The organism is Ilumatobacter sp. (assembly GCF_049588435.1).
Taxonomy (GTDB): domain Bacteria; phylum Actinomycetota; class Acidimicrobiia; order Acidimicrobiales; family Ilumatobacteraceae; genus Ilumatobacter_A.
In genome coordinates this window covers 1-11489 of sequence record NZ_JBAVYV010000353.1, presented here as the reverse complement: position 1 = coordinate 11489, position 11489 = coordinate 1, and the positions used below count along the sequence as shown (strand labels likewise).

Below are 11489 nucleotides of genomic sequence, written 5' to 3'. Positions count from 1 at the left end.
CGACCGGGTTCCCGGTGACGGCGGTGATCCCGGCGGCGGCCTCGTCGAGGACGTCCTGGCGGCGGGCAGCGATCACGACATCGGCACCTGCCGCGGAGAGTCCGTGAGCGATCGCGAGTCCGAGACCCGTTCCACCACCGGTGACCAGCGCGGTCGAACCCTCGAGCAGATCGAGCGCGAACATCGATCGGGGCGCGGGTGACGCTGCCGATGTCGACGCACCGGCTTCGGCGGGTTCGGAGTCGGAATTCGTCATCGACCCATCATGGTCGCCAGCCGCTGTCGTCGGACCATTCGGACGAGTCCCCGGACGCACCGACGGAGCTGGCCGACGCCGAGGCGTCACCCTGGTCTCCCGTCCGACCGGTCTCGACCATCACGAGGTCCGCATCGACCGGTGTGGCGAAAAGCGACGGACCGATGCGATTCGCGGCGATCCTGCTCCTCAGCATCTGCCACGAACCTGCGATCCCCTGCGGGAACTTCATCGCCACGATGACGAGAGCCAGCCCGGTGATCAGGAACTGGTCGGGCGATGACCCGCCTCCGAGGACGACCACGATGAACACCCCCGACGGTGCGAGGATCCCGCCGACGACCGCACCCGAGATCGAGCCGACACCGCCGACGTAGCCGAGTGCCAACACGAGTAGGCCGTCCTGCGCGCTCAGCCCGCCACCGTTGAACGTCGTCGCCTTGTAGGCGAACATCAACCCGGCGACCCCGGCGAGGAACGATGCGATCGTGGCGGCGAGCACCTTGGTCTCGGCGACGTTGATCCCGGACGCTGCGGCTGCTCGTTCGTTCGACCGGACCGCCAGGAAGCGGCGACCGAGCGGACCTCGGCGGACCCCTTGGACCATGAGCGCGCACAACGCCGTCACGACCAGCATCAGCACGCCGAACAACCGGCCGGGGAACTCTCCACCGTCGAAGATGCCGAACTCGAATCCGCCGATCGACGGGGACGCGACCTGCGCCATTCCGCCCCGTCCCACGAACGTCGGACTCCGGAACAGCAACTCGTCGAAGACGACCGCCAGTGAGAAGGTCACGATCGCGAACTGCACCCCACGTACACGCAGCGCGGGGATGCTCACGAGGGTGCCCACGACGACGGTGACGGCGACCGCGGCCAGCGGCGCGAACGGGAACGGGAGCGCACCGTCGAAACGCGACAGCATGAACGCGCTGAACCCGGCGAGCGCGAGTTGCGCGAGCGACACCTGCCCGATCAGGCCGGTCAGGACACCGATCGACATCAGCAGCGTCGCGATGAACATCGTCTGCAACGCGGCGAACCGAACCGTGGAATCCCCTGACGTCACGACGATCAGCGACAACACCAACGTGGCGGCCCAGATCCATCGACTCGCTGCCGCGAGTTTCACCGGTACCTGGGCGCGTTCGAGGATCGCCGCACGGTTGGGCAGCCGTTTCCCGACGATGACCAGCGCACCGACGATCGCCACGAACGGCACCAGCGCGCTGATCCCGCCGAGGAAGAACCTCGGCACCTGTTGTTGCGCCACGATGTGGACGGCGATCGCCTCGAAGCTGCCGATCGCCACCGCGACTGCGACGGCGACCGGAATCGACTTGAGCCGGGCGGCGAGCGCAGCACCCAACGCCGGTACGACGAACAGACTGAACGTGAACGGGCTCACCCCACCGAGCGACGATCCGATGATCCCGACCGACCCGGCCAGCCCCGCTGCGAACAACCAGTTGTAGAGACCGATCCGTGCGGGTTCGAGCCCGAGCAGGATCGCACCCTTCTCGTTGAGGAACGAGGCTCGGGTGGCCAGTCCGAAACGCGTCACCCGATACACGACAGCGACGCCGGCGGCGAGCAGACACACCCCGCCCAACAGCCACAGCCGGTCGACCGGGAACCGTCGACCTCCCAGGTGGATGACGTCGTCGGGGAGAATCGCGGAGACGCGCAGCGTGATGTTCCCGAACCCGCGCACGGCGAGTGATTGGAGGACCAGCGTCAGCCCGACCGTCGCGACCAGCATCGTCACCGGTGGGGCCGAACGAAGGGTGCGGATCACCAGCAGGTAGATGATGGCCGCGACGATCAGGCCGACCGCCATTCCGATCAGCGCTGCCGGGACGAAGCCCATCGGCTCGCCGAGGTCGAAACGATTCGGCAGGAGGACGACCGGGATGACAAGGTCGCCACTCTCGCGGAGCTCGGCGAATGCCATCGCCGGAATCATCGCCATCGCACCGACGGCGAAGTTGACGACCCCACTCCCGCGATATGTGATGATGACGCTCATCGCGAACGCGGCGTACATCGCTCCGGTTCCGACGCCCAGGAGCGCGTAGAACGGCCATTCACCCATGGGCTGAACGCATCCGATCGCGCGCGGCGGACGCACACTCCATCGCTGTCATCGTCGCGCCCTTCCCGACGCTGCGCGTCTCGTCAGTGCAGCGCGGCATCGCCGAGGTAGCTCGCCTCGAGCACCCCTCGGTTGGCGAGCAGTTCGGCTGCGGTTCCTTGGAGGAGGACCTCGCCGTGGTTCAACACGTACCCGCGGTCGGCAACTTCCAGCGCCATGTGCACGTGCTGCTCGACCACCAGGACACCGCACCCCGTGGAGTCGGCGATGTCGCGGACGATCGGGAGCAGCCGCTCGACGATGATCGGGGCGAGCCCCAGGCTCATCTCGTCGACGAGCAGACACTTCGGTTCCGACACGAGCGCCCGCGCCACGGCGAGCATCTGCTGCTCGCCACCCGACAGGAGACCTGCCTGCCGACTTCCGAGCGGCTGCAGTGCGGGGAGCAGTTCCATCGCCCGCTCGTACGCCGCCTTGCGCGAACTCTTGTTTCCGGTCAGCCCGAGACGAATGTTCTCGTCGACGGTCAGATCGAAGAACAGCGAACGGTCCTCGGCCACGTGGGCCAGACCGCGCCGGGGAATCGTGTGCGGGCGAGATCCGTCGACGAGCTCGCCGAGGACCATGACCTCGCCTCCGAGTGGCGTGAGCAGACCCGAGAGCGTGAGCAGAGTGGTCGTCTTGCCGGCACCGTTCGGGCCGAGCAGCGCAACCACTTCTCCCTTGCCGACGGTCAGATTCAGATCGCGGACGACCGGGATCCCTCCGTATCCGGCGTGGAGGCCGCGCACGTCGACCAACAGTTCGCCGCTCGGAGCCGACGCGGGATCGACACTCGTGTCGGCGTCGGTGGTGTTGGCGTCGGTGCTCATCGCGTCTCCTCGCTCACGTCTTCGATGATGGCGTCGATCGCATGTGCGATCTCGCCGGTGGTGTGGGCTTCGCTGCCGAAACTCGCTCCGCTGGTCGCTTGCGATTCGCCGGCGTTCTCGCCCAGGTAGGCCGAGATCACGGCCGGGTCGGCACGCACCTCGGCGGGGGTTCCCGCCGCGATGATCTCGCCGAAGTCGAGCACGTAGATGTAGTCGCAGACGTTCAGCACCAACCCCATGTCGTGGTCGATGAGGAACAGGCTCATGTCGTGCTGGAGGAACTCACGCAGGTGAGCTCCGAGGAGCTGGCTCTCCGCCGTGTCGAGGCCGGCCGCAGGCTCGTCGAGCAGCACCAGCTTCGGCTTCGCGGCGAGTGCCCGCGCAACGCTGATCAACTTGCGTTGTCCATGACTCAGGTCGCTCGGCAGGGTGTCGGCACGATCGGTCAGGCGCATGATGTCGAGTGCCCAGTCGACCTGCTCGCGATACTGGCGCTCGTTCCGGCCGGGCATCAGCACGTCGGTGATGATCGAGTGCCACTGGGCTCGTTCGGCGCCGGCCATCAGGTTGTCGCGCACTGTCAGATCCTCGAACAGTTCCAACGACTGGAACGTTCGGGTCAAACCGATCTTCGCCCGCTTGTCCGGGCTCATCCCGGCGAGGTCGACACCGTCGAAGGTGACCCGCCCCTCCGAGACCGGCGTGAAGCCGGTGATGGCGTCGATGAAGGTGGTCTTGCCGGCACCGTTGGGACCGATCAGCCCGACGAGTTTGCCGACGTGGCAGTCGAGATCGATGTCGCGGTTGGCGTACAGACCTCCATAGTTGACGCTGAGTCCGCGTGCTTCAAGCAGTGCCATGTCAGATCATCTCCGGTGCGTTCGCGCCCTCGTGGGCGGGCAGTGAATCGAGGTGGTCCATGTCGCCGAGATCGTGTGGTGGACGGCCGACGACATCGGTGTCCGGGCCATCGGTGCCGTACCGGATGAGACGGTAGATGTTCCGGACAAAGAGTGCCAGTCCGGCGCCCAGCAGCGGCATCCAGAACCGCTCGTACTCATCGACCCGCAGCGGCCAGATGATCCAGCCGAGGATGTAGCCGACGAGGGCGGTCGGACCGAAGCGCTTGGCCCAGTCGACCCACTGGGAGCCGGCCTCACCGAACGTCGGTGAGAGTGAGCCGAGCGAGGCGGCGAAGGCGAGCAGTGCCAGCGCCACGATGGCGAGCCAACCCAGGATCTGGAACTCGACGACCTCGCTCAACTGGATGTTGTAGACGAGGAAGGCGAATCCGATCACCGCAGCGGCGAGGACGGATTTGACCAGCACGCCGCGAGGACCGCGGTAGTTGCTGCGGATGGTCTCGGCGCCCGGGAGCGCGCTCACGAGCCAGTTTCCTGCGTGTCTCATCCCCTCCCCGAAGAACGGCGCAACACCTTCCGGGTGGATGATCGCGGTGACGATGATGCCGATACCGCCGAGTGGAGCGAGATAGTTGTCGATGTTCGTGCCGGCGAAGAAGTAGTTCGACGTCGTGGGGACCAGTGCACCCGCGCTCAACAACATGCCGGCGACCATCGCCCCGTTGATCGACGTGATGCCGGCGAGGTAGGCGAACGCCAGCACCGAGAGGCTGAACCCGTAGAGGAAGTTCGCCGACGACACCTCGACCTGCTTGAAGCCGAGCATCACACCGCCGATGCCGGCGATCCCCGAGCTGAGCATGAACGCCAGCAACTTCGTGCGTGAGACGTTGATCCCCGCCGCCGCTGCGGCACGCTCGTTGTCCCGCACGGCGAGGAAGCGACGTCCGATCCCGGTGCGTCGCAGGTTCGCGACGCCGATGCCCAACAGTGCGAGCACGACTCCTCCGAACACCACGAAGGCAGGGTTCTCGTTCTGCTGGCGCACGCTTCGAGCGGCGATGTCGAGACCGAAGAACGTCGGTTCCTTGACGAATGCGGGGACACCGGCCCGAAGCTGGGTGATGACCTCGTTCTCGAGGTACAACGACTGGATCGCCACCGCAGCCGCGATCGTGACGACCGCGAGTTGGACGCCTCGTATTCGGACGGCTGGGAGGCCGACGACAACACCGACGATCACGGCGACCACCACCCCGATGAAGCCGGCGATCGGCCAGGGCAACCCGGGCCCCTCGACGGGGACGAGGTTGGATCCTCGTCCGACACCGTCGGCCATCATGCGGGCCGTGATGAATGCGGCGATCCCGGCGAACGACATCTGCGCCAACGAGATCTGACCGGTGTAGCCGGTGAGGACGACGAGCGACAGGCTGACGATCGCGAAGATCAGACCCTGCTGAAGGGATCCGGCGAAGCGGGTGCGTGCACCGGAGTTCTCGAACACGAACGCGAGAAGCGAGATCATGGTGACCCACACCAGAGCGTGCTCGTACATCCGTTTCGGCTGTGGAGCGAGCGGAAGTCTTCGCTCCTTCACCGTGCCGCGGATCGGCAGCGATTGACCCTTCACGTACAGGACGACGACGATGACGATCAGCGGCAATGCCTCACTCACACCGTTCTGCAGCCAGGTGAGCCCGGGGGCGTCCAACCAACTCGCCTTGTTGAGTTCGAGCAGGTTGCGGACCGCGCCGAGCGCGAGACCACCGGCGATCGCCAGTGGAATCGAACGCAGACTCCCGATGAGAGCAGCAGCGAGGGCGGGCACGATCAGTGCGGTCAGGCCGATCGGGGTGATCGTGCCCTGGATCGGGCCGACGACGATCACCGCGAGCGTCGCGCTCACGGAGGCGATCACCCAGTTGACGGCTGCCAGCGTCTGGGGCGAGTAGCCGAGGAGGATCGCTCCCTTCTCGTTGCCGGCCGCCGCACGTGTTGCAAGCCCGAAGCGGGTGTAGCGATATCCGGCCCAGAGCACCAGCCCGAACAGGAGGCTGAAGAGGAATGCGTAGATCGAGTTGCGCGGGAACGGCTTGCCGAGTCCGAGGAAGTTCTGGACGACCTCATCGGGAACGACACTGCGGGGTTGGGGGAACGCCGTGCCGAAGTTCAGCAGCGCCACACCTTGGAGGTAGAGCAGGACTCCGACCGATGCGACCACCTTGCCGAGCGGGGCTGCATTCCGCAGCGGCTTGAAGACGAGAAAGTGGATCGCGAGGCCGAGGAGAGCAGCCATCAGGAGAGCGATGATCAACGACGGGATAAACGGCCATCCCCCGCTGTCGCTGAGCGTGATCCGTACCGGGACGTTGAGCGTCTTGGTCGGGAGGAAGTCGAGCCACGGCAGGAACAGCTCGCCGCGGTTCCAGGCGGTGTCGAAGGTGAACATGCCGTACATGGCGAGTGCACCGTGGGCGAAGTTGATGACGCCCGAGCCCTTGTAGGACACGACGAGACCCGCGCCCAGCATGGCGAACAGTGCCCCCAGGCCCAGTCCACCGATCAAATCGAAAATGATGTCGTTCACGCCGTCCCCCGGTCGTGTGGAGTATTGATGTTAGATCGTTCGGCTCACGATGTCCGCAGCGCCGCACATGCGGCTCAGGGGACATCGTGGAGGATCACCCGACCGGCCGAGGTGGGACGAGAACGTCCTACTTCGACCGGTCGAGTCGATTCGTGCTCGGGTCAGCCGCCCGGGCGGAGTTCGGTTCCGGCGACCAGGTCGAGGCCACTGAATTCGTCGATGACGAGTTCGAGCTTCTCGCCGTCCCAGACGTTGGCCCCGACCGATGCGTTACACACCGAGACGTAGGGCTCGGGAGCACCGGCACAGTCGAGTGGCGTGCTGCCGAACGTGTCGGCGGTGCCGTCGGTCGCGGCGAGTGCGTCGGCAATCGACTGACCGGTCACCTCACCGTCGACCTCCTGGGCGAACTGCCAGATGTTCATCATCGCGCTGAATCCTGCGCTGGCGAACGTCTTGAAGATGTCATCTTCGGACATGCCGTACTCGGCGCCCTTCTCCTGATAGACGGTCGCCTCGTCGAGGCGCTTGCCCTCGAGGCTGTCGAGCGGCGAGAGCATGCCACTCGAGCTGCCGACGAGGTACACGCCTTCGGCGAGTTCTCCGGCGGCGCGCATCGCCTCGAAGTCGGTGCACGAACTCGACAGCACCAATGGGGTCTCCTCGGCGGTCCAGCCGAGACGGCCGAGTGCGTCGAGGAAGTTCCAGCAGTCCGAACCCTGCGCCGAGTAGACGATGACGTCGGGATCGTTCTCGAGGACCTCGGTCGCCTGCGGCGTCACGTCCGGCGAGGCCGGTGCGATCGGAATGCCGATGTGCGTGAGCTCGGGCTTCTCGCCGGCCCGAGCGGAATCGCCAGGCTCGGTGCCATTGAGGACGTCGAGCGGCTTGGCCTCGAGGTCGTTGTAGCAGACGACGCCGGGAGGCGTGTCGGCCCAAGGAACCGAGACGGTTTCGACGTCGATGCCCTCCAGCTCCTCGAGTTGGTTCGTGGCGAATTCGATCAGGCCGGTGTGCACGCCGAGGCAGCCGCCACCGGCTCCGACGGAGTAGACGCCCTCGGACGTGAAGTCGGCGATCGTCAGCGGGGTGCCGACGACGACCGGGATATCCGATCCCTGGTAGATCGAGAAGTGGTTCCCGAAGAAGTTCAGGGTGGACAAGGCGAGCTCGATGCCATCGGCGGAGAGCTCGTTCGCGCAGCGCTGCGAATCGTCGGGTGCGACGATCGACTTGCACAACTCGATCTCGATCGGTCGGCCACCGAGTCCGCCGAGCTCGGCGTTGATGTAGTCAGCCGCTGCCTGCACTGCGACGGAGTACTCCGGGAACGAACCAGCGGGGTCTCCCTCGAGGTTCTGCACGCCGATCTTGATCGGCTCTCCGGTGGCTTCGCCCGCAGGCTCGGCAGCCTCGTCGCCGCCGTCGGCGGCAGCGGTGTCATCCGTCGCCTCGGCGTCAGCGGCCTCGGTCGTGTCGGTGTCGTCGCCTTCGGCGACGGCGTCATCGGATGCCTCGGCGGCAGTGTCGTCGCTGGCCTCGGTCGTGTCGGTGTCGTCCCCGCCATCGTCGCTGCTGCCACAGGCTGCGGCGACGAGTGCGAAGCTGAACATCGCTGCGGTGACTCGGCGTGTTCGCCGACTGGATCGTGTCGTCATCTGAATGATCTCCCCCATTGAGTTTCATCGAATATGTCATCCATGGCGTCCGGCCCCCGACCACCTCCCGAGCGGTCGCAACCACCCGATTTCGTGAAAAGTAACCGAACGACCAATTAATCGACGAGCCGGACGTCACACCGGTCGAAAATTCTCGCACTACTTCGACTCCTCGGACGAAGCAGCGCTTCCATCCGAGCCGTGTCCGATGGTCGTGACCCGGAGCGAACCGGGTCACGACCATCGTCACGAGAGGTCTCGGTGACCCGAGATCAGCTGCCCGGTCGCAGCTCGGTTCCCGCCACGAGTTCGAAGCCGCTGAACTCCTCGATGAGCAGTTCGAGGTCGTCGCCGTTCCAGACGTTGGCGCCGAGCGTCGTGTTGCAGACCGCGACGTACGGCTCGACCGCGCCGGCACAATCGAGTGGCGTGCTCCCGAAGGTCTCCCCCGTGCCATCGGTCGCGGCGAGCGCATCGGCGATCGCCTGACCCGTCACCTCGCCGTCGATGTCGGCTGCGAGGGTCCAGATGTTCATCATCGCGCTGAACCCGGCACTGGCGAAGGTCTTGAAGATGTCGTCCTCCGACATTCCGTACTCGGCACCCTTCTCCTGGTAGATGGTCGCCTCCTCGAGACGGTCACCTTTCAGCGCATCGAGTGGCGACAGCAGGCCGCTCGAGGTGCCCACGATGTAGATGCCCTCGGCGAGTTCGCCGGCGGCGCGCATCGCCTCGAAGTCGGTACACCCGCTCGACAGGACCAGCGGGATGTCGTCGGGGGTCCAACCGAGTCGGCCCAGACCGTCCACCAGGTTCCAGCAGTCCGCACCCTGTCCCGAGAAGATGATCACATCGGGGTCGGCGTCGAGAACTTCGGTCGCCTGTGGCGACACGTCCGGCGAGGCCGGAGCGATCGGGACACCGACATAGGTCAGGTCCGGCTTCTCCCCGGCGCGGGAGGAGTCGCCCGGCTCGCTCCCGTTGAGCACATCGAGCGGCTTGGCCAGCAGGTCGTTGTAACACACGACCCCGGGAGGCGTGTCCGCCCACGGCACACCGACCGTCTCGACGTCGATGTCCTCGAGTTCCTCGAGCTGGTTCGTGGCGAACTCGATCAGGCCGGTGTGCAAGCCCACACAGCCACCGCCCGCGCCCGTCGAGTACACGCCCTCCGACGTGAAGTCACCGATCGTCACGGCGGTGCCGACGATGACCGGGATGTCCGAACCCTGGTAGATCGAGAAGTGGTTCCCGAAGAAGTTCAGCGTCGACAGAGCCAACTCGACGCCGTCGGCCGCCAACTCGTTGGCGCACCGCTGCGAATCGTCGGGTGCGACGATCGACTTGCACAACTCGATCTCGACCGGGCGTCCGCCGAGTCCGCCGAGTTCGGCATTGATGTAGTCGGCTGCGGCCTGGATCGCGATCGAGTATTCGGGGAAGGACCCGGCCGGGTCGCCTTCGAGGTTCTGCACGCCGATCTTGATCGGTTCACCGGCCGCCTCCTCGCCCGTCGCAGCGTCCTCGCCGTCGCCCGACTCCTCGCCGGAGTCGGTGGCGTCGGTGGCGTCGGTCGTGTCGGTTTCGTCACCTTCGGACGCGTCCGCGGCGTCGGTCGCCTCGGGGGTCTCGTCGACCGCTTCGGTCGTCTCCGTCTCGTCGGCGTCGCTGTCACCCCCGCACGCAGCCGCCACCAGCGCAAAGCCGAGGATCGCCGCTCCAAGCCGTCGCGTTCGTTGATTCGATCGTGTTCTCATGTCGGTGTCTCCCATGTTGTCCAACAGCTGGACCTGGTCCCACCGCGTCCGGATTCGGCCGCAGGCCGAGCGAGCAGATCGCCCGGACGCGTGAAAGTAACCGATCGATCAATTAACTGACGAGGCGGGGCGAAGTCCACTGCCCTCGTCTCGACACCGATCGACTCTCGCGATCGCACCGGACGTCCCCTGGCGCGTCGACGCGGGGCACGCAACCGGCGCGTGCCCCGCTTCCGAACTCCCTCGATGAGACGGCTCAGCCGCCCGGGCGGAGCTCCGTACCGGCGACGAGATCGAGCCCGCTGAGCTCGGAGATGACGCTGACCGACTCCGTTCCGTTCCACTGCGAGACGCTCGATGCCGAGCTGCAAACCGCAACGTACGGGGCGGGCGCACCGGCGCAGTCGAGCGGCAGCCCACCGAAGGTGGGATACGTGCCGTCGGTCGCGGCGAACGCGTCCTCGATCGACTGCCCGGTGACCTCACCGTCGGCCTGATTGGCCATCTCCCAGATGTTCATGATCGCCGAGAAGCCCTGGGTCGAGAAGCCCTTGTAGAGGTCGTCCTGGCTGAGGCCGTACTCGGCGCCCTTCTCCTGATAGATGGTTGCATCGTCGAGGTTCTTGCCCGGCTCCTGCACGTCCAACGGAGTCAGCAGCGAGTTGCCGCTCCCAATGAAGTACACACCCTCGGCAAGCTCACCCGCCGCGCGCTGTGCGTCGAAGTCGGTGCACGAGCCCGAGAGCACCAACGGGGTCTCCTGCGGGGTCCACCCGAGGCGACCCATCGCATCGACGAAGTTCCAACAGTCGGCACCCTGCGCCGAGTAGATGATCACGTCGGGATCGGAATCCAGGACCTCGGTCGCCTGCGGCGTCACATCGGGAGCGGCCGGAGCAACCGGCACGCCGACGTAGGTGAGATCCGGCTTCTCGCCGGCCCGGGCGGCATCACCCGGCTCCGTGCCGTTGATCACGTCGAGCGGCTTCGCCTCGAGGTCGTTGTAACAGACCACACCGGGAGGCGTGTCCGCCCACGGCACACCAACCGACTGGACATCGATGCCCTCGAGATCCTCGATCTCATTGGTGGCGAACTCGACCAAGCCGGTGTGCGCACCGAGGCAGCCACCGCCGGCCCCGATCGCGTAGACACCCTCGGAGGTGAAGTCACCGATCGTGATCGGCGTGCCGACGAGCACCGGGATGTCCGAACCCTGGTAGATCGAGAAGTGATTGCCGAAGAAGTTGAGTGTCGAGATCGCCAGTTCCACTCCCGATGCGGACAGCTCGTTCGCGCAACGCTGCGAATCATCCGGAGCGACGATCGACTTGCACAACTCGATCTCGATCGGACGACCCTGCAACCCACCGAGCTCCGCGTTGACATAGTCAG

8 protein-coding genes are annotated in these 11489 nt (G+C 66.0%); all 8 read right to left on the bottom strand.

Annotated features, from left to right (window positions below):
- Positions 1 to 256: SDR family NAD(P)-dependent oxidoreductase (locus WBV89_RS13745; protein WP_423981921.1), on the bottom strand; the 256-nt coding region annotated here is incomplete at its 3' end.
- A gap of 7 nt (positions 257 to 263) precedes the next feature.
- Complete coding sequence (locus WBV89_RS13740; RefSeq protein WP_423981920.1) at positions 264 to 2354, bottom strand: ABC transporter permease; 2091 nt, start codon at positions 2352 to 2354, stop codon at positions 264 to 266.
- 83 nt (positions 2355 to 2437) lie between these two features.
- A complete protein-coding gene (locus tag WBV89_RS13735; RefSeq protein WP_423981919.1) occupies positions 2438 to 3226 on the bottom strand; it encodes an ABC transporter ATP-binding protein in 789 nt (262 codons plus the stop codon).
- The gene (locus tag WBV89_RS13730; protein WP_423981917.1) at positions 3223 to 4086 is read right to left on the bottom strand and encodes an ABC transporter ATP-binding protein; all 864 of its coding nucleotides are present in this window, start codon (positions 4084 to 4086) and stop codon (positions 3223 to 3225) included. Before WBV89_RS13730 ends, WBV89_RS13735 begins: the two co-directional genes overlap by 4 nt.
- 1 nt (position 4087) lies before the next feature.
- Positions 4088 to 6679 carry an ABC transporter permease subunit gene (locus tag WBV89_RS13725; RefSeq protein ID WP_423981916.1) on the bottom strand — a complete coding sequence of 864 codons (2592 nt, stop codon included), beginning with the start codon at positions 6677 to 6679 and terminating at the stop codon, positions 4088 to 4090.
- Between the two features lie 161 nt (positions 6680 to 6840).
- Positions 6841 to 8337 (bottom strand): ABC transporter substrate-binding protein, encoded by a 1497-nt coding sequence (locus tag WBV89_RS13720; RefSeq protein ID WP_423981915.1) that lies wholly within the window; start codon positions 8335 to 8337, stop codon positions 6841 to 6843.
- Between the two features lie 272 nt (positions 8338 to 8609).
- Positions 8610 to 10094, bottom strand: a complete 1485-nt coding sequence (locus WBV89_RS13715) for an ABC transporter substrate-binding protein (protein WP_423981914.1) — start codon at positions 10092 to 10094, stop codon at positions 8610 to 8612.
- A 256-nt stretch (positions 10095 to 10350) separates the two neighbouring features.
- Positions 10351 to 11489: ABC transporter substrate-binding protein (locus WBV89_RS13710; protein ID WP_423981913.1), on the bottom strand; the 1139-nt coding region annotated here is incomplete at its 5' end.